At 57.4% G+C, this 23,469-nt stretch carries 20 protein-coding genes and 1 other RNA gene; 9 read left to right on the top strand and 12 right to left on the bottom strand.

Going from position 1 to position 23,469, the window contains the following annotated elements; genetic code table 11:
* Window positions 1-31: 31 nt before the first annotated feature.
* The gene (locus tag M3436_10325; protein MDQ3564508.1) at window positions 32-487 is read right to left on the bottom strand and encodes a hypothetical protein; all 456 of its coding nucleotides are present in this window, start codon (window positions 485-487) and stop codon (window positions 32-34) included.
* 9 nt (window positions 488-496) lie between these two features.
* Window positions 497-2,002, bottom strand: a complete 1,506-nt coding sequence (locus M3436_10330; GenBank protein ID MDQ3564509.1) for a cytochrome c — start codon at window positions 2,000-2,002, stop codon at window positions 497-499.
* A gap of 493 nt (window positions 2,003-2,495) precedes the next feature.
* On the opposite strand from M3436_10330, the gene M3436_10335 reads away from it, so the two are divergent.
* The 3 genes from M3436_10335 to M3436_10345 all read left to right on the top strand — a co-directional run bounded on the left by M3436_10335 (window position 2,496) and on the right by M3436_10345 (window position 6,001).
* On the top strand, window positions 2,496-4,298 hold the full coding sequence (locus tag M3436_10335; protein ID MDQ3564510.1) for a patatin-like phospholipase family protein: 1,803 nt from the start codon (window positions 2,496-2,498) through the stop codon (window positions 4,296-4,298).
* A 199-nt stretch (window positions 4,299-4,497) separates the two neighbouring features.
* Entirely contained in the window at window positions 4,498-4,929 is a 432-nt protein-coding gene (locus M3436_10340) for a hypothetical protein (protein ID MDQ3564511.1), read from the top strand.
* Between the two features lie 22 nt (window positions 4,930-4,951).
* The gene (locus M3436_10345; GenBank protein ID MDQ3564512.1) at window positions 4,952-6,001 is read left to right on the top strand and encodes a hypothetical protein; all 1,050 of its coding nucleotides are present in this window, start codon (window positions 4,952-4,954) and stop codon (window positions 5,999-6,001) included.
* 97 nt (window positions 6,002-6,098) lie between these two features.
* On the opposite strand, the gene M3436_10350 is transcribed toward M3436_10345, so the two are convergent.
* From M3436_10350 to M3436_10375, 6 genes are all read right to left on the bottom strand, one after another.
* On the bottom strand, window positions 6,099-7,643 hold the full coding sequence (locus M3436_10350) for a hypothetical protein (protein MDQ3564513.1): 1,545 nt from the start codon (window positions 7,641-7,643) through the stop codon (window positions 6,099-6,101).
* A gap of 16 nt (window positions 7,644-7,659) precedes the next feature.
* Window positions 7,660-9,417, bottom strand: coding sequence for a di-heme-cytochrome C peroxidase (locus M3436_10355; protein ID MDQ3564514.1), 1,758 nt, complete (start codon window positions 9,415-9,417; stop codon window positions 7,660-7,662).
* Window positions 9,418-9,999: 582 nt separating this feature from the next.
* Entirely contained in the window at window positions 10,000-12,903 is a 2,904-nt protein-coding gene (locus M3436_10360) for an oxygenase (GenBank protein ID MDQ3564515.1), read from the bottom strand.
* A 228-nt stretch (window positions 12,904-13,131) separates the two neighbouring features.
* Window positions 13,132-14,421 (bottom strand): cytochrome P450, encoded by a 1,290-nt coding sequence (locus tag M3436_10365; protein MDQ3564516.1) that lies wholly within the window; start codon window positions 14,419-14,421, stop codon window positions 13,132-13,134.
* 273 nt (window positions 14,422-14,694) lie between these two features.
* Window positions 14,695-15,285, bottom strand: coding sequence for a hypothetical protein (locus tag M3436_10370; protein MDQ3564517.1), 591 nt, complete (start codon window positions 15,283-15,285; stop codon window positions 14,695-14,697).
* A 112-nt stretch (window positions 15,286-15,397) separates the two neighbouring features.
* Window positions 15,398-15,592, bottom strand: coding sequence for a hypothetical protein (locus tag M3436_10375; protein MDQ3564518.1), 195 nt, complete (start codon window positions 15,590-15,592; stop codon window positions 15,398-15,400).
* 222 nt (window positions 15,593-15,814) lie between these two features.
* On the opposite strand from M3436_10375, the gene M3436_10380 reads away from it, so the two are divergent.
* From M3436_10380 to M3436_10395, 4 genes are read left to right on the top strand one after another with little or no spacing between them, the layout of a single operon-like run.
* Window positions 15,815-16,249, top strand: coding sequence for a hypothetical protein (locus M3436_10380; GenBank protein MDQ3564519.1), 435 nt, complete (start codon window positions 15,815-15,817; stop codon window positions 16,247-16,249).
* Window positions 16,246-17,784 (top strand): S8 family peptidase, encoded by a 1,539-nt coding sequence (locus tag M3436_10385; GenBank protein ID MDQ3564520.1) that lies wholly within the window; start codon window positions 16,246-16,248, stop codon window positions 17,782-17,784. Before M3436_10380 ends, M3436_10385 begins: the two co-directional genes overlap by 4 nt.
* A gap of 36 nt (window positions 17,785-17,820) precedes the next feature.
* Window positions 17,821-18,087, top strand: a complete 267-nt coding sequence (locus M3436_10390; GenBank protein ID MDQ3564521.1) for a hypothetical protein — start codon at window positions 17,821-17,823, stop codon at window positions 18,085-18,087.
* The gene (locus tag M3436_10395; GenBank protein MDQ3564522.1) at window positions 18,057-19,166 is read left to right on the top strand and encodes a hypothetical protein; all 1,110 of its coding nucleotides are present in this window, start codon (window positions 18,057-18,059) and stop codon (window positions 19,164-19,166) included. The genes M3436_10390 and M3436_10395 overlap by 31 nt, the downstream gene beginning before the upstream one ends.
* 20 nt (window positions 19,167-19,186) lie before the next feature.
* Here the strand turns inward: M3436_10395 and M3436_10400 are convergent, their stop codons facing one another.
* From M3436_10400 to M3436_10415, 4 genes are all read right to left on the bottom strand, one after another.
* The gene (locus M3436_10400; protein MDQ3564523.1) at window positions 19,187-19,630 is read right to left on the bottom strand and encodes an EVE domain-containing protein; all 444 of its coding nucleotides are present in this window, start codon (window positions 19,628-19,630) and stop codon (window positions 19,187-19,189) included.
* Window positions 19,631-19,661: 31 nt separating this feature from the next.
* A non-coding RNA gene (gene ssrS / locus M3436_10405) (6S RNA) lies at window positions 19,662-19,846 on the bottom strand.
* 12 nt (window positions 19,847-19,858) lie between these two features.
* A complete protein-coding gene (locus M3436_10410) occupies window positions 19,859-20,173 on the bottom strand; it encodes a cell division protein ZapA (protein MDQ3564524.1) in 315 nt (104 codons plus the stop codon).
* A gap of 2 nt (window positions 20,174-20,175) precedes the next feature.
* Window positions 20,176-20,382, bottom strand: coding sequence for a TIGR02449 family protein (locus M3436_10415; GenBank protein MDQ3564525.1), 207 nt, complete (start codon window positions 20,380-20,382; stop codon window positions 20,176-20,178).
* 149 nt (window positions 20,383-20,531) lie between these two features.
* On the opposite strand from M3436_10415, the gene pepP reads away from it, so the two are divergent.
* Both pepP and ubiH read left to right on the top strand, forming a co-directional pair.
* Window positions 20,532-21,851, top strand: a complete 1,320-nt coding sequence (gene pepP / locus M3436_10420) for a Xaa-Pro aminopeptidase (GenBank protein ID MDQ3564526.1) — start codon at window positions 20,532-20,534, stop codon at window positions 21,849-21,851.
* Window positions 21,835-23,061 (top strand): 2-octaprenyl-6-methoxyphenyl hydroxylase, encoded by a 1,227-nt coding sequence (ubiH, locus tag M3436_10425; GenBank protein MDQ3564527.1) that lies wholly within the window; start codon window positions 21,835-21,837, stop codon window positions 23,059-23,061. Before pepP ends, ubiH begins: the two co-directional genes overlap by 17 nt.
* Window positions 23,062-23,469 lie beyond the last annotated feature (408 nt).

The following is a 23,469-nucleotide window of genomic DNA, read 5'->3' on the forward strand; positions in this document are numbered from 1 at the left end:
CACCCACCTGCCCCACCTCCCCCACCATCCTTCACGCATTCTTCGCTGCCTCCCATGACCGCATTCCGATATTCAGACCCAGCTTTTTCTCCTCGCGCGTAACCTGAATCAATAGATAACCCTGAGCTAGGGCAAAAATCAAATCGCCTGCGAACACCAGGAACCCCGCGGGCTGATCGAAACAGAATACCGCCACGGTAAAAAAGACAGTCCCGAAGATACGCGATGGAAAAACCGCGAACCATGCGTTAGCACGATAACGTTGTAGATCCCAAATCGCAGGGATGTAGAAGACGCTTAGCAAAAACAGCAGGTTTGCCGAGAACCGCACCCAAATCGAGTAATCCGGCGGTATGTGTAATAGGCTGAGCAAAACACCGGGCACAAAGAACAAACCGAGCACAAAAAGCATGTTAGCCGCGATACCCGTGGCCATGACCAAACCATGCCAACGCGTATAACGCTTGAGTGGTTCACTGGTATTCATGATCGACCCTTAGAACTCCTTCATATATTCAACGATGGCGTCTTTTTCATCAGGGCTCAAATGGGTCCCGTAGTTCGGACCTTCATGACCGCGGTTGGAATTACCGGCAACCTGGGTGTCGAATAAAAAGAAATGCTCACCGTTCTCCTCCGGTAGGTCCGAAATGAAGCCGACTTTGTCCCAATCGAGAACGTCGTAACCCCGATAAAACCGTTGGGGACGGCTCGCCGACGGATCCAACAGATCTCTCAGCGTGGGGACCGAGCCGTTATGCAGGTAGGGAGAACGCAACCAGATTCCATCCAACGGCATGTTGGCATAACCGTTGGTTTTGCGAAACCGCTTGAAACGCCAGGGATAACCGGAATACAAGGTATTCTGATTCATCGCCAAGAGCTCCGAGTAGGAATCTAGCCGGCCCGGATCAGTCTTGATGTCCCCAATCGCTTCGACTTTACCGAGCCGGGTATACCGCTTGGTGTCGAAATCATAACGATCTCCCTCTTTCATACCGTGGCAATCGGAACAATACTGCTGATATAACCCCTTGCCCGTAGCCGCGTTGTTGCGATTTATGGCGGTTTTCTTGGGATATGGCGGCGGCTGCAAATCCCAAATCCAGTCCATAATACGGCGTATACCGTCCATATCCACAGTGACAGGCGTAACACCGGCCCCCAACGCCGCGCTCAAGTTTCTTTCTTGTACCGAATCATTATTCCCGTCCCAGTGCAAACGCATGCCTTCTCTAGGCTTTTGTTCCCAAATCGAAGGCAAGTCGGCCGCCCCGTGCAGCTCCACTTCGGGTACCTGATCGGGCGGAAATCCAAGCTGGTTAGTTTTATAGGCGTTAAAGGTGTCTACGCGACCCGTTCCCCAATTCGACTGTCGGTTCATAAACGCGAGCACCTCGCCCAAATCCAGCAATGCCGTACGAACTCTGGGAATGACCAGATAACGGTAGAGCATGCGCTCCAACCAACCCAGGTCGCCGGCGCTGATCTCCTCGATCTTCGGCATCATCCGTTCGGGCGTGAAGCGGTTATCCCGCGCGGCGCTGATCAAGAACTGAATGAGATTGTACAGTTGTAGATGGTTAGCCGGCATACCTAAAACCACGACGCGCGCGCTGCCTGGCGTCTCGCGATAAGTGCCGGTATGACACACCCCGCAATTCAACCAGACGCGATCAAGGCCGGTCACCGTACGACGGGATACGCCAATCGGGAGATCGATCCCTTTCTCATACAGGAACCCCAGCCCGCGATAGCCGTTTTCGGGGAGCTTATCTGCAAATAAAACCGGGAGGACTTTCCAAATCCAGTAGGGCAAACCGTTAACCGGTTCGGTACCGATGGAACCGTATTTGAAGTGGTCTTCTATGGACGCATAGCGGACCGGGTACTCCGGAACAAAGCGAATCAGCAAATAGCACAGAAACACCAAAACGACGGCGACAGCCAGGATTAACAGCCGCTTTGCGCGCGAGTTAATCAATGCTGCATAAAAAGGCATGGCGATTCCTAAAACTCCTCCCCCGCTGCTCCAACTCGATAATCCAATTCTTCGGACGCAGCATAGTTTACGGAACAGACCGATCCGTCGGCCGACCCCACTTAGACGATTCTATTACATTAACTGGATACTTGTATCATAGTCTCATTCATTTGGTCAAAAAGAAGATAGGGCGGAACCTGTTCGCTGTCAATGGCCCTCAATCGCGGTCGTGAACCTAACACGTTGGCGATGGGGTTTTATTGGATGAACTCTTGGAGAGCGGAGCCGGCGATCACCTGCTCGCCCGGTGAGTCGCGCGGTCGATGGCGGCGTGCGGCAACAACGTACCGCGCACGTTTGACAGCCTACCGGTCCAGTCGTATCTTCGCTCCCGAGGAAAAAGAGCTTTTAAAGTTCTTTTTTCTCCTGAGCCGTCGAAGAACAGGGTGCCTTGACGGGGATGGAAGGCTTGCTCCTTTAATTTATCGTTCACCCGCGGGGAGTAAAAGATATGCCCAGCAACGTCGAACGACACAAAGAAAGCCATGGAATGAAATCGAGTAGCGGGCGCAAGGTGGGGCTGGGGCTGTCAGGCGGCGGGTTTCGCGCCTCGTTTTTTCACCTCGGCGTCCTGGCTCGGCTCGCGGAGGTGGATGCCCTCAGAGACGTGCAAGTACTGTCTACCGTCGCCGGCGGCAGCATCGTAGGAGCCCATTACTACCTCGAGGTGCAGCGGCTCTTGGAGTCCAAACCGGACCAGGCAGTCACGCGGGAAGATTACATCGACATCGTCTGGCGCGTGCAAGAGGAGTTTCTCAAGGGTGTGCAAACCAACATTCGGACCAGCGCGCTCGCGAGCTTCACCGATAACATGCGGATGGTGTTCACCCAGCACTATTCGCGTAGCCATCGGTTGGGGGAGTTATACGAAGAGCGCATTTACGCCCGCGTGGCCGATGGGCACCCCGAAGGCCAACCGAGGACCATGCCGGATCTCGTCATTGAGCCGGAGGGCGATCCGGATAAGACCGATTTCAAACCCAATCTGTCAAACCGCAACCGGCGCAGCAAGGTGCCCGTGCTGCTGATCAATACCACGTCGCTAAATTCGGGGCACAACTGGCATTTCACGGCGCGCTGGATGGGTGAGCCGCCGGGGCTGCTCGGTGCCGAGGTAGACGTCAACCAGCGTTATCGCCGCCTCTACTATGAACAGGCGCCCGAGTCCTTACGCAACTACCGACTGGGTTATGCGGTGGCCGCCTCGGCATGTGTGCCGGGTCTTTTCGAACCCTTGGCCATCGCCGGGCTTTATCCGAGTCATGTCGTGCGCTTGGTCGATGGGGGGGTGCATGACAGTCAAGGGGTAGAGGGGCTGTTGGATGAAGGCTGTGTTGTGATCTTATGCAGTGACGCATCGGGACAAATGGCCGACCTTGATAATCCCGCCGACACCACGATCGGATCCCTGTCGCGCTCGAGCGCAGTGATTCGGGATCGCGTCCGGGAAGCCCAATATCAGGATCTGGCGGGGCGACTCGCCGCCGGAGATCTCGAAGGTCTATTCTTTGTACACACTAAGCAAGATCTCGATCGTCCTCCCCTCGATTGGGTCGACTGCGTTGATGCAACGAAATCCGCAGCGGAAGTGAATCTGACCTCGTACGGGATCGACAAGGATTTGCAACGGAAGATCGCCGGGCTGCGTACCGATCTCGACTCGTTCACGGAGGTCGAGGCCTATGCGTTGATGTTGAGCGGCTACCTGATGAGCGAGCACGAACTGCGCGTGCTGAAAGAACAGGGTCAAGGAACTCCTCGGGCGGGGGCTTGGAGCGAATATGACGTCAGTGCGCCGCGACGCGATTGGCCCTTCCTTAAGCTAGAAAGCCTCTGCAAGCTCGGTCCCGATAGCCCCCATCCCGGGCGGCAGGATCTCGGGAAGCAACTGGAGGTCGGGGGTCACGGTTTCCTGAAGGTCTGGCATATCGACCCGCAATTGCGCCAGTACGCGAAGCGGAGCGCGGTGGGATTCGGCGCGCTCACGGTGCTCTTGGCGTGGGCGCTCTGGGATTCCCCGGTATTCGGTACCAGCATCACCTGGGGCGGCGTCATCGTATCTTTAGGCGCGGCGTTGCTAGCCGCCGCCGCGCCGATCCTCAAATGGCTTGAGCCGGGAAAGGCCGTGCGCGGTTATGTACGCAAAGCGCTTGTGGCGGTCTTTGGTTACCTCGGCACGAACCTGCATCTAAAAGTCTTTGACCCGAGGTTTCTCGAACGCGGGCGACTGCAGCGGCTCCTGGACTTAAAGTAACGCGCATATCGCATACTCACCATCCGTTCGATACGGGGACCGTTTGGACAAGCCGCACGTTTGCGAAGGATGAAATCGCGGTCATCCATTCGCCTTGCAGGTTTCCCCGGAAGGGTGTCAACTTTCAGCAATCGGGAGAACGTTGTGAAGAAGTTTGCAACACATCACACTGCGTTTGAAAACAGGAGAGCCGTAAATCATGAAGACTTTTTCGTTCAGTGAGATGCTGGGCCGCTTGGTGCGGGCCCAGAACCAAAGTCGCGCGGCGAAGACGGTCGAAATGTTCGGCTGGTTGATCTTGATTGAAGGGCCGATGTTCCTGCTGTTCCCAAATTTCGTGGCCTCGGTGCTCCATCTTCCTCCGCTCGTGGAACAAGGGCCGAATTACTTTCGACTCGTCGGGGTGTTGATCGGTGGGTTGGGAATATTGTACGTGGTAAGCGGGCGTCTCAACGCAGAAGCGTTCGTTTTTGCGTCGCTGCTGGATCGGCCGCTGGTTCCGCCGTTGATGGCGGTGTTGTGGTATTGGGGCATTGTTCCCGGACCGCTGGCATTGGCGTTCGCAATTCAGGATTTCGGCAGCTTTCTCTGGACACTGTTCACCTTGCGTTCGGAGTCTCGTGCTCCGTGAACCAATGGAGGCAGCAAAGACCATGATAACAAACGCGAAGTATCAGGATACACCTTCGATTGTCCACAATGACATAACCGTCAGAACTGGGCGGACGCTAAAGTACGCTGATCTGAGCGCAGGAGAAAAGCGCGATTACTTGTTTGATCAAGGCATTCGTGCGACGGCCTACGCGAACTACAAGGAAGAGACACGGCCCGGGGTGGTCAGCGGACTGGTCCAGTTCAGCAGGTCGGCGCTCCAATCCATCACCAATCATCTGCTAAGTGAGTCGCTGACTCGGGTCAGCGACGAATTGGAAAAACCCAAACCAAAACTTTTCCATACTTATGGGGTCACGGCCAAAGTCGTGTTTGTTCCTGAGCCGGGCACGCCCTACACCGGGATTCTAAGCGAGCCGGTTCCTGGCCTGGCGCGTTTCTCATATGCCGGTCCGGTAATTGGTATTGGCGTTGTGCCGGGACTGGGGCTGAAGTTCTTGATTGATGGCGACCATCCCTCAGAAAACCTGGTCGCCATGAGGCAACTCGACCGCCAGCAACCGATCTGGCGTTTCTTAAGCACGCGTTCGCACAATTCAGTATTTCAAAATCCCTTCACCAACATTCTGCCTGTCCCCCGCTTCACAAACCTTGTCATGAGGACGGTGAACAAGCGTTTTGAAACCGTCGTGGTAGTTGGAAAGGGCCTTCATCAACCGCTGGAGAACTTCGCCAAGGTCCGCGCCAACGGCGATCCAGTCGCGGGAGCAAAGGTGGTATCGCCATATCGGATCATATTCCGCCCCACCCCGCAGGCCATCGCCGCTTCTGATGCCACGATTGATTTTCGAGACGACCTTGCGCACAACATCAAGACGGGGACCACGATTTACGACGTCTTCGCTCTGGATGAAACTCAGGAGACGGAATTGAACGGAAAGGGCGTGATGCGCGTGGAAGATTTATTGGCGCACGGCCGGAAGATCGGAACGATCACAACGGAGTCGGAGTTCATTGCTTCCAAATACGGCGATTATCGTCTGTTCTTCAAACACAACGCCCGGTATCTCCGGAACGAATTCAGGAAGTAGCGGCGCCGCGGCCCGGGCAGCAGGTTGCGTCTCCAACACCGCGCTATCATTATCCTCATCAAAGAACCGTAGTAGTGCGAACGGGCCACGGAGTTGGTTATAAGGTTTTCAAGAATTCCACCAGTGCCTCTTTGTCCTGTTCGGGCAAGCTGGTGCCGTATTCGTGACCTTGATTGCCGTTTCCTTTTTTGCTGACATCGTGCAGGGTACCGACTTTCTCGGCCTCGGGGCCTGTTGAAATGAATCCGACATTGACCGGATCATAGAGGTCATAGCCCCGGTAGAACGTCTTGGGGCGTTCGGCTGCCGGTTTTAGCAAGTCGCGCAGCGTGGGGACCGATCCGTTATGCAGATAGGGCGCCCGCAGCCAGATCCCGTCGAGATGCTGGACGTTGTAGCCGATCAGTTCTTCTTTATCGTCTTCATCGACCAGTCCGCGGCGCTCGATGCCCATGTCTTCGACGACCTTGTTGGCCAGGCTGGCGAATTTCTTACTCCAGGTGTCAAACCGGTCACGGCTGGTGCCTATCTCTGCCAACGGTATGGAGCGGCCGACCTTGTCTCCACCTTCGGCGTGGCAAGTTCCGCAGTGCTGATCATATATAGCGTCACCGGCCTCGGCTTTGGCGCGGTCTAGCGGAAGCGATTTAGGATACCTGGGGCCCGGCGTACGCTTGGCGTAGTCGGTGATCCACTTGACGTGTCCGATGAACTCATCCTTATCATGCGGTGGAGCGCCCAATAATCCTAAAGCCGAGTCCATGACCACCGAATAGGCATCCCAGGTATCCCCGGCGAGATTCAGGCGCTGGGGATTCTTCTCGCCTTCTTTATTGTCGTATTTTTTGAGATTCCAGATCGCCGGGAAATCGCTCGGACCGAAGGTCCCGTCATCGAAGGACCCGAGTGCTTCTTGGTATTCTTCTTGGCCACCGATCATGAAGTACTTGGTGAGATTAAAGGCATCATCGCGGCCGCGACCCCACTCCGGGTATTCCGGGTTGTAGATCCACTGGAACTGATTCTCTCGCCCCAGCAAGGCTTTCCTGGTGAGCGGAATGATGGCGAATCGATACAAGAGCTGGTCGATCCAATCGAGTTTTTCCGCCATGGCGATGTAAACCAGGATATTGTCCGCGTTGAAGCGGGGATCCTTGGCGCAGTCCACGATCAGCTTGAAGTAGGCTTCGATGTTACTCGTATGCCCCGGCCCGAGCGGAACGATGACCGGTTCCGCGGTCGCCGAGATACGATATTGCGTCACGTGACAAGCGGCGCAATTATTGGCGACGCGCGGAAACCCGATGGTCTTCTTGCTAAAACCGATCGGCAACTCCTGACCCATTTCCCAGGGGACGCCGAGCGAGGCATAGCCGCCGGCGCCGGGGAATTTCTCCGGGAACAGCCGCGGCAGCACATAAAAGATCCAGTACGGGATCCCCGCGTCCCATTCCGCGCCGATGGAACCGTACATGAACCGGGTGGCGTCATCTTTGGTCACCCACGCCGGTTGCGGATGTTCGCGCATGGTGCGGTCGTATCCAATCCAAGCGGTAATTCCCACCAGGAGGATCACGAGGGCCCAGATCACGATCTTTGTTGACCGGTTCCGCTTCGATTTTGTTGTGTCGGTCTTATTCATGGATCTTCCCCTCGTTTTAAAACGTCTTCAAATATTCGATTAGCGCGTCCTTTTCCTCCGGCGGTAAGTCCGTGCCGAAAGCAGGTCCTTCGTGACCCTGATTGCCGTTTCCCGGAGTATCGGTCTCGAACTCGAAGAACGCTCGATCGTTCGTGTCCTTGGACTCCGTGGCTACGAACCCGACGTTTTTCGGATCGTAGACGTCGTTGCCGCGGTAGAAGACCTTGGGCCGTTTCTCGCTGGGTTCCAGGAGATCGCGTAAAGTCGGGACCGAGCCGTTATGGAGATAAGGTGCCCGCAGCCACACCCCATCGAGCGGCATATTGGCGTAACCGTTGGTCTTGCGATAGTGCTTATAACGATAAGTCCCTTCTTCCTCCTCCTCCATCGCCGCCGCGCGGCCATACGCGGTGTTCCGGCTCCCGGCAGTCCGATATGGGGTCGGCTGGTAGGTAGAACCGCCTGGACATTTATGCGATCGCAGCGTCTTCTTTTGTCCGGCATAGGTCGTCGCCATGTTTAAAGCGAGAATTTCGGTGTAATTATCGAGCCGGTAGCGATCGGTTCCGATCTCATCGATCGGGGTCACGAATCCGACTTTCTTCCCCTCGAAATCCCGGCCGCTGCTGCCGTGACACTCGGCGCAGTACTCATCGTAGATGGGCGCGCCTTTTTTCGCTAGCGCTTGATCGATTGGGAACATGTACTTCGGCGGTTCGAGCGTTTCCATCCACCATTCGATGCATTCGATCGATTCGTGATCGATGACCGGCGGCAACGCGCCGGTGGCCAAAGCAGCGTTAAGGTTCCGTTCCTCCACCATGTCGTTGTTCCCGTCCCAGTGCAGTTGCATCGAGCCGCCATCGGAACGAGTCTTGCGCTTGGCTTGCAGCCAGGTGGAGGGGAAGTCCACGGTACCGATGTCCTCCGGGTGCATCTTGCCGGTTTTCCACCAGTCCAACATCGGGTTTCCTTGGAGGCTGCGGACGCGGAGCTCTCCGTACAGGAAATTCTTATTATTGGTAAACGTGTCATTACGCCCCGGCCCCCATTTGGGTTGAAGGGCCGAGAAACCGGTGATGCCCTCGAGAAACTGGATGGCATCCTTCATAACCCAGATGGTGATAGGATAAACCAGGTATTCATTGATCAGATTGAACCAACCGACATCACCGCCCAAGGCCTTTATTTCGGGAATGATGTTGAGTTCATTGAAGCGCTCACCCTTGGCGCATTGAAAAACGAACTGCTCGAAGTCATAGAGGTTGAAGAGATTGGCCGGCATGCCGAGAACCACTTTTCCGGATTCCTTCGGATCTTTACGGACGGTGCTCGAGTGACAGGCCGCGCAGTTGAGGAAGACCCGGTCGAAGCCTACGCTGCGGCGCTGCGAGGTACCGATCGGGAAGTCACGCTCTAGTTCGTTGGCCCCCGGTTCATAAATGAAACCGAGGGCTTTATAGCCTTCACGGGAAAGCTCGCGCCGTTTCAGCTCCGGTCCGACGCCCTCGCCGCTCGTATAGTTATTGACCCGGTCGAGATAATCGGGCGCCAGCCGGTCACCGGCCACCGATTTCAACGTGTCCGCGCATACGAGCGGCATTGCTTGCCAGATCCAGGAAGGAAATCCGGCCACGAGATCGCCGCGCGTCGAGCCGTATTTGAAATGATCTTCCATGTTCTCATACGTCACTGGACTTTCCGGGATGAATCGGATAGCAGCGTGGATAGCAGCGTAAAGTACCAATGCGACTGCCAGGACGACCACGGCCATGTAGAATCCTTTCCAGAGACAGCGTAAACACCCGCGTATCTTTGCCCAAAGATTTGCCGGTTGAGCGGATTGTTGTTCTTGCGGTTCCATAATGGGTTCCCCCTAGGCAAGAGAGATTACGAGAATTCCGATGACAGATGGGGTGGGTGCGATTTCCCGCTGCGAGGTCGGTGATCATGCCGTTAGCTCAGGACAGCGGAGCATCTCGCGCCGCAATGAATAGCAATGCTTGCCAAGGCGTGCAGCGACACTGCCGGATTAATTGAAACGGCGACCCTCCCCAAATAATACGCGCGCAACCTTGAATGAAGGCTTGTCTTTTTCAGCGTATTCGCGTTACGTGCCCGTATAGCCTTGACCATAGCCCACGTTTCCGCAAGCCCCCCTATCATCCCGGCCAGTCGGGTTGTCCCGAGTCCGGTTGGCAGTCATGGCCTGTCCCCTCACAGCCTTCTCAACACGCCCGAGGCTTAAGCGCTCGCCCGCCATCCACGCCCGGCTCAGGAGTTTGCTGTAAAGCTTGACACTCCTCCGCACCGTTGACCCCTGTGACCCGGCCCTACATGCCCGGCAGAGGTGTCCTTAAAAAGCCTCATCGGATTCCGCGCCGGATCGCGGTTTCCATTGCAAGGAGTAATACCGGCCCCTGTCCCTCGCCCACGGATCGAAGGCGTTGACAACCGGATCGAGCTCTTCGGTCAACTCCGGCATGGTCCGCAACAGGATGCGTTTCAGCGGGGATACCTCTTGTTTGTGATCATTGGGCGCCCCTTTCTCCCACACTTTTCCGTTGGGACCGTTATCGTTCACCCAAGCTACCCCCAGATGAGAATAAAACTCCGGCCGGAAACTCGAGGTGAAAAAGCGATCGCTGAATAAACGGCGTGACGCATTAAGGATAAAAACCTGGAATTGCGTCTCTGAGATCGCGAATCCATGGGGACGTGTCCTCTCGGCCAACCAGCCGACGACCGTGTCCACATCTTCGATGTTATCCACCATCGATCCGTCCGTATGTCCTAGACAATCGTTGATCGGGGAGCCGTCGGCGTTTACCTGGGCGTCGGTGATCACTTTCGAGGCGTCGCATCGATGCTGGCCGTACACCTCCCTCAGGGCCTTCACGAGCGCCTCTTGTTCCACCCGTGCGGGCGAACCCTTGGGCTCATGTTGATCGATAAAGTCATCGAAGCCGGTTAAGGTCTTCAGACCGTACTGCCGGCGAAACTCGTTAAAACGCGGCACCCCGCGTTCACGATCGCGGATCAAGTCCAAGGCCGGCACATCGATCTTGGTCCCCATACCTAGCCGCTTGTCCATCGGCACGTTCTGGAGAAACTGCGCGTGATTTTGCAGCCACAACAGCCCTAAGCGCTGCCGCCCCATGCTGATCGCCCAATTCGCGAGCCCACGGTTGTGCATTTCCGGGGTTGCTTTCCCGCGGAACGTTTCCACGACGGGGACCTTGTAGCGGATGCTATTCGGGTTGTTACCCCATTCCCGATATTCGATCAAATCGGGAACCATGGTATGTAAGCGATAGACGGTGGTGAACTCTTCGGGAAAATTAAACGGCGATCCGAAGTGATTGATACCTCCGTTCACATGATCGGGGTTTTCCAGATCCCAGATATCCTGTTTGGAAACCTTCGATTTATTCACCCGATTTCCAAGCCCGAATATCCCGGGTCCTGAGGCGAATACAGAGTACATCGCGTTCGCTTTTTTCGGATCCGTCGTTCGGGCGAGCCTGCCGACGACCCGTTCCAACGCATCCGCCACGAGCTTGTGATCTCTCAACAAGCCGAACCAATTCGAATTCATCCCTAGGTAGAGCGGCTCGCCGTAAAGCAGTTGCGTGGTCCATTCGATGGTGTGGATCTTGGCTATCTCCGCGGCGACGACGAGCCTTGCGACCTCGAACAGCTCATCTGGCGTGAGGTCCTTATATCTAATGATTTTATCCGGCTGGCCGGGATTTCTCACCCCGCAATCGCCATCCGGCGTCGCTGCCGCCCGCTTTCTGAATTCCTCGACGAAGCGATTGTGCTCTCTGACAAACACGTTATGGTAAAAACTCATGCCAATGGTCCAGTTGTCCGGAAACGCCGTCGCTTCCTGGCCGGCCCAGACGGGGTGGATGGGGTCTGGAACGCAGTCGTGCTCTGTCTCTGGACAGGTTTTGAACAAAGGCAGATAGCCGTACTTTTCCCCTTGCCCTTTCCTATCCCCAGACCGGACCATCAATAGCTTGGCGGTGTCATTGGGATCGCGTTTCACCCTGCGCCGCGAGGTTTCGTCATAGCCGTAAATCTGTGAGGCATCCCACCACGCCGTCACGGTATTCGCGGTCGTTTTGTGAGCTCGCGCGAGATACTCCTTACCCTGATAGGAGAATTTGCGCGGTTCCGCGGATTCCGCGTAATACGTCGCGTCGATCTTGTCCTCGGGACGGCATTTGAGTTTCTCAATGTCCTCCTGCGACAACGGCTGCTCCTCGTTGTTGACCCGTTGCGTCGCGCACCCCATACCGACCAGGGCCGCATCGTTGTGCCCTTCCCGCAGATGGGAGAACCAATCGTGGGTCATGAACTGGATCCAGAAGGCCGCGAGAACATTGAAGAAAGGCGCCGGTTGGTAATCGCATTGGGCGTCCTTGGCGAAGCCAGGCAACCCTTTACCTTCTTTGCACTTTTCCGGCTGCGACTGTTTTCTGGTAAACAACTTTCTGCTGATGACCTGCGGATCCGGCTTTAACATGCTCAATCGATCGCCATGCCGATTGCGCACGAGCTCCGTTTTACCTAGCTCCGGGAAGGTCGTTTCGAACTGGACGTTGCGTGCAAAGGGTGTATCGGTCGATCCCATCAGAGGATTCTTGAGATCATTGCAGATCCCCGTCAGGTTTCGATGTCGAATCAACTGACCCTTGCACAGTTGCTGACCATCCCCGCCCACCTCCCGATAATTGGGATTATCTTGCGGCAACCTCATCTCGGTCCATTCCTTAAGCGCGGGTCCGTCCACGCCGCCCCTTCCCTTGACGTAAGCTTCATAGGTCTTGTTATCGAAGAGATTGAAGGTGATGAGCTCGATACGTTGATACTCCAAATCGATCAGGGAGCCGTCGACGCCTCTGCCGTTCGCTCTCAGGTGCCTGCCTAGCGCTGTGAGGGGTCCTCTACCTTGGGCCTTGGTGGTCTCATCGCCAGTGGCCCAATAGTTTTGCCAGTCCACCCAAGGCGTTCCCATGTACTTGAGCGCTTTCTGGCCACCCCGGCAATTGGCTGTCTCCTTTTGTACCTTACCCAAGAATCGCCCGCTTCGCTCTTTCGCGATGGGACGGAACCCTTCCCGCACGACTTGGATACAGTCCTTCCGCGCCTCTCGTCTCTCCTGTAACGTATCCGCCACCACCACGCCAGCCCATGCGCTCAGAGCCACCGCTACCGATCCGAAAATGCACCTGGCTTCTCGTCGCATCATCGCACCCTCCACTTTAAAGATGACTTCAAGGCCTTAATCGCTGCGCACGGGCCCGCTTGCTCATGTCATCCGCTACTTTATTCATTCAGACTGACTGCTAAGGCTCGACCGACCCGGGCGCTCCACCGTGCCGTCTTTTTACCAACCATCCTGTCATAGTCCGATTGCGAGAGCGCTGTTTCAAACTGCGAGCTTTTATCGTTCTTTCCCCCGCGCTATGCAGGTGTTCTATGCCGGGGCGATCCGCTCTAATTTTATACTATAGTGATCGTAGGCGTAAGGTAAAGGCCCCGCCGCGTCCAGGCTAGGCTTATGCAGCCGTAAGCGGTTGTCCGCAAGCAGGGTCGCCAGCACCGCCTTGGCGATGTAAAGCGCCAGATCTTTACCGGCACAGACCTGCGAGCCGTTACTCAAATGGTTGAAGTGATAGTCGACATTCGTGATCAGCCACAGATCCGGGGAAAACCTATCCGCAAAGTCATGAGTCTCTACATCGCGATGGTTAAACCCATTGTGGATGATGACCTGGGTGTCAGCCGGGATGACCGTACCGCCCCGGGTGTCTTCGGCCAGGGTCTCCCTGATCAGCATTAAGGTTGTCGGCCACAGCCGCATGGCTTCCTGAACACATCCCTCGAGATATTTCAGACTGGCTATGCCCCGTGCAGAACGTAGATCGGCCCGAGCCATTTCTTCCCTGACGCGTTGTTCGGTGTTCGGGTGGGAGATGATCAGTGCCAGGGCGCGCACCGTGTTGATTACCAAGGTATCCTTCATGGCGAACATCCAGTGCGGTATCTGATTCTCGACCTTGGTTACCGTGGTAGAGGGGACTTCTTTGCACAGGGAGGCCAGACACTTGTCTCGAGGGGACGCCAAATGATCCGCTATCTTCTTGTAGAAATCGTCGAAGTATTTGGATTTTTTGCCCAAGAAAAGGAGCTTATTGCTCTCGAGCATCATCTTCTTCAGCGCATCCGTAAGAGTGGTGTCATTTGTCCCCTTACCGAAGATGATCTGCAGGGTGATCTTTTCGAACAATTCTTGAAAATCGTCCCAAGATTGTAGAATGTTGCGCCCCTGACCGGTCTTGCTAGCGATCTCCTCCCGGATGATCTCTAAAAAATGATCTGCGTATTGGTGTACGTCACTCTGTAGCGCGGCCGCATTGAATTTTCTTCGATCCTGCCACTCCTGGCCCCTGGAGATGGTCACGGCGTTGGGTTGGAAGTGGGACATGCGCTCGCGTTTCGGCTTGGCCTCGGCATAAATCATGGGTGACTGTTCGAGAACCCGTTTGATACCATCGTGAGCTAACACCAACAGGGACTTTGTCGCCAGCATGTAGATGTATAAATATTCACTCTGATATTTTCGGCGGAGGCCACCGATAAACTTTACCGCTCCCGGATCGCGCTGATATTTGGACCAGAACGTAACCCAGAATCTGTTTTCGGTGAGTATGCCGCGGGAGAGAAATGGGATCATATGAAACAGGTTATAGCGCAGACTGTCCAAAAACGAAACGGTAGGAATTATTGTGGGCATGCTTTCTCTCTCCTCTCGAAGCTCTTCCGCTAAACGTGCTGATATTACGCTAGCGTGGTGTCTCTGAAATTCCTATACAGTCACCAATATGTCGATACCGCCTTCGTCATTCCTGCGAAAGCGGGAATCCAGCGTCTTTTGTGGATTCCGGGTCTCCGGCGCTTCGCACCTTCGCCCGGAATGACAGGGCAAACGCGACCCGTTATTTACGAGACACTAAACTAGCGCCGTCTCCGTATAACCTTAATTCTTCGTACGTAACGAAAAATAACCGATCATCTGCCAAGTTCCCCACCACCATTTGAAGTGGATCTTGCCTAGATATATTCCCTCCTTCACCTGCACTACTTCATCTAGGATGCGACGGATCGAGAAAGCGGGATTTTCGGGTGAGTTATAATCGATTTTAAAAACTTTCCGGTCCGGGTCGACCCTACCTGCATCAATCGAGGTTTTGAAAGCAAAGGCGCGAAAGGTTTCCTTATCGTTTTCGATGATACCTCGATAAAAGGGAAACAGTACGCGCATCATCCATCGGAGTTTCTGATCGCCGATATTGTCGCCCTTAGCATCCTCCTTCATTAAATACTTGCCTTTCCACGGCATCAAGACAGATGTCAGCCAATTGGCAAATTGGGTAATGCCAGGTGCAATGTCAATCGCTACCAATTCACCATCATAGGGGCCATCGAGCGGTGGCTCCGGCGGTTTACCCGCACGGAACATGTCGTTAAAGGCGGCCAGACCCTGGCGGCGATCTTGTTTTACCAGCTTTTGAGCCGCGCGAATTGGGTCTGTTATTTCGGCCGTGGTTGCTTGCGATGATTCGTTCATAGATCTGCCCTCCCACCAGATTGACGTTTTTCTAAAAGAGGTAGACACATCGCCATCGCCACCTTAGTCTCAGAGCATTAGCTCTGCGTCCCCTCTCCGTTTCGGTTTAGGTCTACTTTACCACGATCGCCGCGAACATCACCATCGCGTCGTGCCGCCCGGGATCGCTGACGAGCCCGGCGGTAAGGAACTGCTCGGTGGCCGGCTGTTTCAGCGTCCAGTCGAAGGCCGGCTCCACGAACCCTAGGAATCCGCGAGCGGGCTCGCTGGACAACCTCCCCTTGGCCCGCACTCGCGCAAGACGCAAAAACGCTCCGAAACCTGCGCCTCGGGCCTATAAATATCCCGGAAAGTCCCCAGACACGCGTGATTGACACCTCGCAGCTTAAGCAGTACCTTCACTTTTTTCCTGTACGTGGTGGCGATGTGAACTGAAACGCGAACGGAAATAACGTTCGAAGCCGGCGCGGCGTGAAACGAAAGGCTGGCCTGCCAGCCTATTCGCGCCCGGCGCGACCCTGACTTGCCTGTGCCCTCCCCTCAACGCCCGCCCATCGACCGGTTTCCCGCGGCATTCGATCCGAAGATCCTCGCGCGCTCGGTCATTGCGATTCCACTCCTCGACGCCATCGAGCATGAGCGCGCGAAGACGGAAAAGTTTCTCGAAGCGCACCGCCACCTGCGCCTCAAGCACAACGCCGCCATCTTCTACGACGAATCTCCCAAGGGTGCAGAGGCGGCTTGGAAGGCGGTGCGGAAACTCGCGGACAAGGCGGCGAAAGATGTCAATGTGCAAGAGGTGCCGGTGGTCGAGAAGCCCGGCGCCATCGTGGCCGGGGTGAGCCTCGCGCAGCTTGATGGACTCGTCATCCGCCAGCTCCTCGCCCTCGATGCGGAGCAGGAGAAGCGGCTCATTGCCCACATCTGGCCGAGGCGCTTCGAGGGATCATCGACATCAATTTGAACTTCAAGCCCAGCGACGCTGCGCTGGCGCTGACGGGCGCGCAGATGGACCCGACGCTGCGTCGAGACTCGTACCGGGTCGCGCAGGTTATAATTAAAAAGTACATTGAGGAAGCCAAAAGTGCGGAGGGCGTCACCGATCCGGACCGACGCGTGGATGACAGAAAGACGGAGCTGAGCACCCAGTATGTCTTTGCGCGACTCGAGGGACCGGTGATCCAGAAGCTCGTCGCCATCGATGGACAGCGCGCCGAGGAGTTAGCCAAAGCGGAGGCTGCGGCCTTGCAGAGGGCCGCCCAGTCCGCCGCGCCCGCGGCCAAGCCGAAGAAGCGCAAAGGTAAAACCGTCGTCAAAGAAGAACCGCCGCTAGATGAGGCGCGTTTCCGGACGATTCACCATATCTGGCCCGACTTCCGCGTTCAGAGCTGCATCATGCGCTCAATCGCCACGGTGAAAGCAGACGCCGCTCAACGCTCCTTTACGGCGTTGGGCGAAGGCATCACCTGGGCGGTGATGGACTCCGGGATCGACGCCGACCATCCGCATTTTAAAGCCCACGGCAATATCGACCGCACTTCGTCGTATCACGCCGACTTCACCGGCGCGCCGACCGGCGCCGCCCCGCTCAAAGACGAATACGGCCACGGTACGCATGTCGCCGGGATCATCGCCGGCGAGCAGATCCGCACCGGCGACACCCCAGCGAAGCAGATGTATGCCGTGTGTCGCGAACGCGACCAAAACAATCGCCCCAGATCCAAGGAACTGCCGCTCAAGCAGATCAGCGGGATGGCGCCGAAGTGCGAGCTGGTGAGCCTTAAGGTGCTCGATAAGTTCGGCCAAGGGAATGCCAGCAACCTCATCGCCGGCATCTGCCACATCCAGCTCATCAATCGGCATGGTCGCGAGCTGCACATCCATGGCGTGAACATCAGCCTCGGGTATCCGTTTGAGGCGAAGTGGTTCGCATGCGGCCACAGCCCGCTCTGCGTCGAGATCAACCGCCTCGTCAAATCCGGCGTGGTCGTCGTGATCGCCGCTGGCAACACCGGTTACGGCACGCTCAAAACCAAGGAGGGTGAGAGCGATGCCTCCCTCGACCTAACAATCAATGACCCTGGCAACGCCGAGTATGCGATCACCGTCGGCTCCACGCACCGTGACATGCCGCACCTGTATGGCGTCTCCTATTTCTCCTCCAAAGGCCCGACCGGGGACGGCCGCTACAAGCCCGACCTCCTTGCCCCGGGCGAGAAGATCGTCTCTTGCGCCGCTCCCAAATCCAAACTCGTCGCTAAGGAAGTCGAGGAAGTCGAAAGCCGCGACTGTGGATACTTCGAGACGAGCGGGACGAGCATGGCCGCGCCGCACGTCAGCGGGGTGGTCGCGGCGTTCCTCTCGATCCGCAACGAATTCATCGGCGAGTCGGAGAAGGTGAAGCGAATCTTCACCTCAACGGCCACGGATCTCGGGCGGGACCGCTCTTTCCAAGGCCACGGCCTCATCGATCTCATGCGGGCGATCCAGTCCGTCTGAGCTTTCACCCAAACCAAAGCAAAACGGCACACACCCATGAACGACATCAAAGGCATTCACTACAGCGAAGCTGAATTCGACAAGAACGGTAAACTTGAGAGCGGCCCCAACGTGCCCGCCGGCACGACCGATCTCATCGTTGTCTCGCACGGCTGGAACAACGAGCGCGACGAGGCTGAAAAGCTTTACACCAAACTCTTCGGGAATTTCGTCGAGGCGACGAAAGATGATTCCGCGATTGCCACGCGCAAGCTTGCCATCGTCGGAGTCATATGGCCGGCCAAGAAATTCACGCCCTCATGACCCAGATCACCGGCAGCGGCGCTCCAGCCGGCGGCGCCGCTTCCATCGGTGCGGAAGATGCCGCCGCTGCGCAAACAGCGATACGCGCTGCGATCGACCGCGTCGCCCCGCTCTTCGAAGAGACCGAGGAAAAGAAGAACCTTGAGCGCTTGCGCGAGCTCGTTCCAACTCTTGAAGACGACCTTGACTCGCAGAAGAAGTTTGTCGAAACCCTGCGGCAGCTACTTGATCCCCAAAACCAGTACGCCGATCAGCGACACAGCGAAGATAGCTCGGACGTCTTCTTCGAAGGCAACCCGCAGAACATCTTCGACAACGCCAAACAATCCGCCCCGGCCAGTGCCGCCGAGCCGGCCACCCCCGCGCTTAGAGACGCAGGCGCTATCGACCCGACCGGGCACGCCGCCGGGTTCCTCGATGTCGTTTCCGGGGCCGCCAACGCGGCGTCGAATCTCCTCAATCTGACCACCTACTTCGAGATGAAGAAGCGCGCCGGCACCGTCGGCAGGAACGGCGTCGGGCCGCTCATCGGCAAGCTCGCCAGCGATGTAAGAAGCACCGAACGCATCCATCTCGTAGGTCACAGCTTCGGCGCGCGCGTTGTTACGGCAGCGGCCGACAGCTCGACCACGCCCAAGCTGCACAGCTTATCGCTCCTCCAAGCGGCCTTCTCGCATAACGGTTTCTCGCGCAGCAAGAGCGGTTTTTTTCGCAGCGTCGTCGAAAACAAACGCGTCGCCGGGCCGATCCTCATCACCCACACGAAAAACGATCGTGCCGTCGGCCTCGCCTATCCTGCCGCCTCCCGGATCAGCGGCGACCGCGCCGCTGGTTTCGGCGACGCCGACGACGACTTCGGCGCCATCGGCAGCAACGGTGCGCAGCAGATGGAGAGCGGAGAGATCTTCGACGGTGCCAGCACGCTCCTCGCCGTTGGGAGCAAGTATCAGTTCCAGGCCGGCAAGTTTCACAACCTCAAGAGCGACGACTTCATCGTGGATCCCGGGGGCGGTGACGCCCATGGCATGGTCTTCGAGCCCGAGGTGGCTTGGGCGATCAGTCGTGCCGTACTCTCATAGGCGCGCGCAGTGCGGCTCAATCACACGAGACTGAGTATGAACTTCCAATGCTTCGCCTCGACCGGCATCACCGAAAGCCGGTTTCCGCGTTTGAGGAGTGGTAGTCCCGAAAGCTCCGGGTAGCGTTTAAGCTCCGCGAGCGTGAGGGTGCGCTTGAGCTTGCGCTCCAAGCGGACTTCCACCATATACCAGCGCGGCGCCGTGGGAGAGCTCTCGGGATCGTAATGGCGGTCACGCGGATCAAAGGCCGTCGGATCCGGGCGGCCGGCGCCGGTGATCTTCATGATGCCGACGATTCCGGGCTCGGCACAGCTCGAATGGTAAAAGAAAGCGAAATCTCCGGGGCGCATCTCATCCCGAAGCATGTTACGGGCTTGATAATTCCGCACGCCGTCCCAGCAGTCGGTTTGGCGCGGACGCGCGCGCAAATCGTCGATGCCGAAGGTCGACGGTTCGGATTTCATGAGCCAATACCGGGGCATGGTTCAAAGGAGGGTGCTCTCCGCAGCGCCGTTACGGGCCTTCGACTTGAACCGAGGGTTCAAGAACGGAACATCGCGAGGCGAATCAGGCCTTCCGCTACGAGAGCGGACTGCTCAACATCACCTACCGGTCAGTTCCTTGTGTTTCTCAATTAGGCTCAAGGATACCCGGCCCGTTGACGTACGCCGCAGAGAGCGTCAACTATAAATCTACGCTAGCACGCGCTCGCCGCCGGCAAGCACGTCAGTGATCTTCTTTTCTATTCTGCGCATAAACGCTTCCACGTTATTAGTATACGCTTCCTGTTGGCGCTTGTGCTCCAACAGATCGTGCGCGATGTTGAGAGCCGCCATGACCGCAATGCGCTCACTGCCACTCACCTTCCCGTGGTCGCGTAACTCGATCATCTTGCGATTGAGGAACTCGACACTATGGAATAGGGCTTCGCGTTCCTGATCATTACAGGCCACGAGATATTCTTTTTCCATAATCACCACGCTTACCGGCCGGTGCTCTTCACTCATGTTCAAGATTCCATCGCTTTCAGGCGCGTGATCATCGACTCCACCCGCGAGCGCGCGAGTTCCGTCTTTTCGATCAACGCCGCCCGCTCGGCCATGAGCCCCGAGCGTTGCGTTCGCAGGGCTTTGTTCTCGCCATTCAATTGTTCGATCGCACGGATTAGCTCGTCGACACGCGCCTCGAGCGTCTCGATATGTAAAGGTTCTTGCACTTGAATCGCCTTGCTGTCGAACCGCTTCGGAGAATCCACTATAGAGCGGCAGTCCACGGCGGTCAACAACATCGAATGAGGGTGTTTTCATGGGTTTTGCTCAAGTATCATTAGCGCATCTCTAAAACGGGCAATAGGTCTGCGGACGGATGGATAAGCGCGAGTTTATGCGGCGGCGAAAACGCCTGATGGATATGATGAATTCAGGCGGCATGGCGATCATACCGGCCGCGCCGATACGGCACCGCAATGGCGATGTGGAGTTCCCCTACCGGCCGGACAGTAACTTTTTCTACTTGACGGGGTTCGCCGAACCACAAGCCGTCGCGGTCTTGGTTCCCGATCGGCCGCAAGGGGAGTTCCTGCTCTTTTGCCGCGAACACGATCCGGCCTTGGAAGTTTGGCACGGACGCCACGCCGGGCTCGAAGGGGCCTGCGCCGACTACGGGGCCGACGATGCCTTCCCGATCAGCGATCTGGACGACATCGTGCCGGGACTCTTGGAGAATCGGGAGCGGGTGTTTTACACCATGGGTTTCGATCCCGAATTCGACCAGCGCCTCATGGGCTGGGTGAACCAGGTCCGGGGCCGCTATCGCAGCGGCGTGACGGCGCCGCAAGAATTCATTTCCCTGACCCATTTGGTGCATGAGATGCGCCTCTTCAAGAGCCCGCAGGAGATCCGCGTCATGCGTAAAGCGGCCGCCTTGGCGGCGGCCGCGCATTGCCGGGCCATGGAGGTCTGCCGCCCAGGTGTCAAGGAATACCAAATCGAGGCGGCCTTGCTGCACGCGTTCATGGAGGGCGGGAGCCGGTCTCCGGCGTACCCGTGCATCGTGGGCGGTGGGGCGAACGGCTGCATCCTGCACTACACGGAGAATTCGGACACGTTAAATGATGGCGACCTCGTGCTCATCGATGCCGGCGCCGAGTATCAAGGCTACGCGAGCGATATCACGCGGACGTTTCCGGTGAACGGCTGCTTTACGCCCAAGCAACGTGCCGTCTACGAGGCGGTATTGGCGGCGCAGCAGGCGGCGATTCAAAAAATCGTCCCCGGCAACCATTGGAATGATCCCCACGAAGCGGCGATCCGGACCTTGACCAAGAGCCTGGTCGACCTCGGGATCTTGAAGGGGCAGTTGACGCGCCTCATCAAGGATGCGGCCTACAAGCCGTTCTTCATGCACCGGACCGGGCACTGGCTGGGCATGGACGTGCATGATGTCGGCGATTACAAGGTCGGCAACGAATGGCGCTTGCTGGAGCCCGGCATGGCGCTCACCGTCGAACCGGGGCTCTATCTCAAGGCGGGGACGAAAGGCTTGGCCAAACGCTGGTGGAACATCGGCATCCGCATCGAAGACGATGTCCTAGTTACACCCGAGGGTCATGAAGTCCTGAGCGTGGCGGCGCCCAAGGCAGCGGCGGAGATCGAATCCATCATGCTACATGCCCGCGCCGCCTGACTACGATCTGCTCATCATCGGCGGCGGGATGGTGGGCGCGAGCCTCGCATGCGCCCTGGCCGGGCAACCGTTGAAAATCGGCGTGGTGGAGGCGGCGCCCTGGAAGACCGACGAGCCACCGAGCTATGACGATCGCGGCCTGGCCCTGTCGCCCGTCTCGCAACGCATCCTCGCCGGGATCGGGATCTGGCCGCAAATACAGCCACATGCCACGCCGATCGAGCATATCCATGTCTCCGACCAGGGGCATTTGGGGTTTACCCGGCTCGATGCTCGGGTGCTCGGGTATGCCGCCTTCGGCCACGTGGTGGCCGGGCGCCAGCTCGGACAAGCCCTGCTATCGAAACTGGCCGTCCAAGACAACGTCGATCTCATGTCGCCCGGTCGCATCGAGGCCTTGCAAACCCAGCCTCAACATATGCTAGCGAGGGTGGTCGCAGGTGGGGTCGAGCGCGGCTTAAGCGCACGGCTCCTGGTCGCCGCCGACGGGGGTGACTCGAACACACGCACGCTCCTTGGGGTGCGGAGCCGCGAGTTTGATTACCGCCAGACCGCCGTGGTCGCCAACGTGTCCTTGGCCGCGCCGCACGACAATACCGCCTACGAGCGCTTTGGCGCTTCCGGACCCGTCGCGCTCTTACCGCTCGGCGGGCAGCGTTCAGTCGCGGTATGCGTGGCGGGCCGCGAGGAGGCGAGCGCGCTCCTTGCGATGGGGGACACCGGGTTTACGGAGCGCTTGAGCATGCGCATGGGGCATCGTATCGCACCCTGTCTCAAGGTAGGCCGGCGGCGCGGTTATCCGCTTAAGTTGGTCCGTGCGCTCGATCAGGCCGGACCCCGCTTCGCGGTCATCGGCAACGCCGCGCAAGCGATCCACCCGAACGCGGCGCAGGGCCTAAATCTCGGCTTGCGCGATGTGGCCACGCTCGCGGAATGCGTCATCGATGCCTGCCGCGCCGGCGAGGATCCGGGGGCTTACCCGATCCTGCGCCGTTACGCCGAGATGAGACGCGCGGACCAGCGCCGTGTCATCGCGTTGAGTCACGGGTTGGCCCGGCTCTTCGGTAACGATCTCTGTCCTCTCGTCATCGCGCGCGACTTGGCGATGTGCGCCATCGACATGATCCCGGTTCTCAAACGCGCACTGGTGCGGCGGGCCATGGGTCTCCGTGGGCCTTTGCCGCGGCTCGGACGGGGCATACCGCTGTGAGCACGAGGCTAGGGGATCGCGAGGCGGATTTCGAGGTCGAGAATCGGTCTCGAACGTTCAACATCAGAAGAGGCTTGATGATGTTTTTGTAGCGCGAACCGACAGCCTCGAAGAAATGCTCGATCAGGATGCTGTTGATCTGGCCCTCAAGACCCATGCACAGAGCGGCGATGTAGCTAGCCCGCATTTCTCACCAATGTGTCGATACACGGACTTAAGGCATTGATGAGGACCTCAGAAAAGAAGACCGCTTGAATTAGCCGCTGCGGTCGAGACACCAACAGGACAAATCGAGTAACTCATGGAGGTTTCTGTCGATAAGCACAGGTGGGTTGAGGCATTCTGTGATTTCCAGCCAAGGGATCCCCTGACTCCTTTCGGATCCCTGGCACCAGGAGACGGAACAGG

This window comes from Pseudomonadota bacterium (assembly GCA_030859565.1).
Classification (GTDB): Bacteria; Pseudomonadota; Gammaproteobacteria; order JACCXJ01; family JACCXJ01; genus USCg-Taylor.

Bases quoted from the DNA above. Each gene is read 5' to 3' on its own strand.
- M3436_10325 (MDQ3564508.1), bottom strand. From the start codon at position 487: ATGAATACCAGTGAACCACTCAAGCGTTATACGCGTTGGCATGGTTTG.
- M3436_10330 (MDQ3564509.1), bottom strand. From the start codon at position 2,002: ATGCCTTTTTATGCAGCATTGATTAACTCGCGCGCAAAGCGGCTGTTA.
- M3436_10335 (MDQ3564510.1), top strand. From the start codon at position 2,496: ATGCCCAGCAACGTCGAACGACACAAAGAAAGCCATGGAATGAAATCG.
- M3436_10340 (MDQ3564511.1), top strand. From the start codon at position 4,498: ATGAAGACTTTTTCGTTCAGTGAGATGCTGGGCCGCTTGGTGCGGGCC.
- M3436_10345 (MDQ3564512.1), top strand. From the start codon at position 4,952: ATGATAACAAACGCGAAGTATCAGGATACACCTTCGATTGTCCACAAT.
- M3436_10350 (MDQ3564513.1), bottom strand. From the start codon at position 7,643: ATGAATAAGACCGACACAACAAAATCGAAGCGGAACCGGTCAACAAAG.
- M3436_10355 (MDQ3564514.1), bottom strand. From the start codon at position 9,417: ATGGCCGTGGTCGTCCTGGCAGTCGCATTGGTACTTTACGCTGCTATC.
- M3436_10360 (MDQ3564515.1), bottom strand. From the start codon at position 12,903: ATGATGCGACGAGAAGCCAGGTGCATTTTCGGATCGGTAGCGGTGGCT.
- M3436_10370 (MDQ3564517.1), bottom strand. From the start codon at position 15,285: ATGAACGAATCATCGCAAGCAACCACGGCCGAAATAACAGACCCAATT.
- M3436_10390 (MDQ3564521.1), top strand. From the start codon at position 17,821: ATGAACGACATCAAAGGCATTCACTACAGCGAAGCTGAATTCGACAAG.
- M3436_10395 (MDQ3564522.1), top strand. From the start codon at position 18,057: ATGGCCGGCCAAGAAATTCACGCCCTCATGACCCAGATCACCGGCAGC.
- M3436_10400 (MDQ3564523.1), bottom strand. From the start codon at position 19,630: ATGAAATCCGAACCGTCGACCTTCGGCATCGACGATTTGCGCGCGCGT.
- M3436_10410 (MDQ3564524.1), bottom strand. From the start codon at position 20,173: ATGAGTGAAGAGCACCGGCCGGTAAGCGTGGTGATTATGGAAAAAGAA.
- pepP (MDQ3564526.1), top strand. From the start codon at position 20,532: ATGGATAAGCGCGAGTTTATGCGGCGGCGAAAACGCCTGATGGATATG.
- ubiH (MDQ3564527.1), top strand. From the start codon at position 21,835: ATGCCCGCGCCGCCTGACTACGATCTGCTCATCATCGGCGGCGGGATG.